A 2,144-nucleotide genomic window follows, 5' to 3' on the forward strand; every position below is an offset into this window, starting at 1 on the left:
CAACATGCGCTGGATTGCCAGCATGGTGGCCGACGTGCACCGCATCCTGATGCGCGGCGGCGTCTTCATGTACCCGCGCGACAGCAAGGAAGCGGGCCGCGACGGACGCCTGCGGCTGCTCTACGAGGCCAACCCGATCTCGTTTTTGATCGAGCAGGCCGGCGGCATGGCCAGCACCGGCCGGCGGCGCCTGATGGCGGTCGAGCCGGAGTCGATCCACCAGCGCATCGGCTTCGTCTTCGGTTCGTCCGACGAGGTGGCGCGCGTGGAGGCCTACCACAGCGAGGAGCCGCAGGACACCTACCAGGCGCCGCTGTTCGGCAAGCGCGGTCTCTTTGCGACTGCCGCCTGAACCACGAGGCCCTGCCGCTCCGCACGATTTCTTCATCTCCCCGAGGCCACCATGTCAGCCAAACATCCCATCGTTGCCATCACCGGCTCGTCCGGCGCGGGCACCACGTCCGTCACGCGGACCTTCGAGAACATCTTCCGCCGCGAGAGCGTCAAGGCGGCCATTGTGGAGGGCGACAGCTTCCACCGCTACGACCGCAATTCCATGAAGGTGGCCATGGCCGAGGCCGAGGCCGCCGGCAACCGCAACTTCAGCCACTTCGGCGAAGACGCCAACCTGTTCGCCGAGCTCGAGGCGCTGTTCCGCGACTATGGCGAAGCGGGCGTCGGCCAGAGCCGCAAGTACCTGCACGACGCGGTGGAGGCGGCGCCCTACAAGCAGGAACCCGGCACCTTCACGCCGTGGGAAACGCTGCCCGACAGCGAGCTGCTTTTCTATGAAGGCCTGCATGGCGGCGTGACCACCGAGAAGGTCGACATTGCGCGCCACGTCGACCTGCTGATCGGCGTGGTGCCGGTGATCAACCTCGAGTGGATCCAGAAGCTGCACCGCGACAAGAACACGCGCGGCTATTCGACCGAGGCCGTGACCGACGTGATCCTGCGCCGCATGAACGAGTACGTGCACTACATCTGCCCGCAGTTCACGCGCACCCACATCAACTTCCAGCGCGTGCCGGTGGTCGACACTTCCGACCCGTTCATTGCGCGCACCATCCCGAGCCCGGACGAGAGCCTGGTGGTGATCCGCTTCGCCAACCCGACGGGCTTCGACTTTCCGTACCTGCTGAGCATGCTGCACGACTCCTTCATGTCGCGCGCCAACACGCTGGTGGTGCCGGGCGGAAAGATGGAGCTCGCGATGCAGCTGATCTTCACGCCGATGATCCTGCGCCTCATGGAGCGGCGCAAGAAGTCCTACGCGATCTAGCGCGCGCGCCGCGGCAGAACGAACCCCTCACGCACAACGAACCAACCGGAACCTCGCATGACGATCGACAACCTCGCCTTGCGCACGCAGTGCGCCAACGCCATCCGCGCGCTGGCCATGGACGCGGTGCAAGCCGCCAACTCGGGCCAYCCGGGCATGCCGATGGGCATGGCCGACATCGCCGAGGCGCTGTGGCGGCACCGCCTGCGGCACGACCCGGCCGATCCGCGCTGGATGAACCGCGACCGCTTCGTCGTGTCCAACGGCCATGGCTCGATGCTGCTGTATGCGCTGCTGCACCTGAGCGGCTATGCGCTGCCGATGGAGGAGCTGCGGCGCTTCCGCCAGCTGCATTCGCGCACGCCGGGCCACCCCGAGGTCGGCGTTACGCCCGGCGTGGAGACCACCACCGGGCCGCTGGGGCAGGGCATCAGCAATGCGGTGGGCATGGCGCTGGCCGAGAAGCTGCTGGCCGAGGAATTCAACCGCCCCGGCCACGAGGTGATCGACCACCGCACCTATGTGTTCCTGGGCGATGGCTGCCTGATGGAAGGCATCAGCCACGAGGCCTGCTCGCTCGCGGGCACCTGGCGCCTGAAAAAGCTGGTGGCGTTCTACGACGACAACGGCATCTCGATCGACGGCGAGGTCGGCGGCTGGTTCAACGACGACACGCCGGGCCGCTTCGAAGCCTATGGCTGGACCGTGCTGCGCGACGTCGACGGCCATGACGCCGCGGCGCTCGACGCAGCCATCGCGCAAGCCACGGCTTCGGACCGGCCGGTGCTGGTGTGCTGCAAGACGCGCATCGGCCAGGGATCGCCGAACCGCGCGGGCACCGCCAAGGCGCACGGCGAGGCAT

2 protein-coding genes and 1 pseudogene are annotated in these 2,144 nt (G+C 67.3%); all 3 read left to right on the forward strand.

All coding sequences use genetic code 11. The features are described from left to right. A pseudogene (locus AC1DOC_RS30635) lies at nt 1–352 on the forward strand (class 1 fructose-bisphosphatase); the annotation flags it as partial. 51 nt (nt 353–403) lie between these two features. Further along, nucleotides 404–1,282: a phosphoribulokinase gene (locus AC1DOC_RS30640; RefSeq protein ID WP_012748125.1), complete on the forward strand. Its 879-nt coding sequence runs from the start codon at nt 404–406 to the stop codon at nt 1,280–1,282. A gap of 57 nt (nt 1,283–1,339) precedes the next feature. Beyond that, nucleotides 1,340–2,144: 1-deoxy-D-xylulose-5-phosphate synthase N-terminal domain-containing protein (locus AC1DOC_RS30645; protein ID WP_478131224.1), on the forward strand; the 805-nt coding region annotated here is incomplete at its 3' end.

The organism is Variovorax sp. 01T439_2, assembly GCF_056398445.1.

Excerpts from the sequence above, each read along its gene's own strand:
- AC1DOC_RS30640 (WP_012748125.1), top strand. The coding sequence starts at position 404 with ATGTCAGCCAAACATCCCATCGTTGCCATCACCGGCTCGTCCGGCGCG.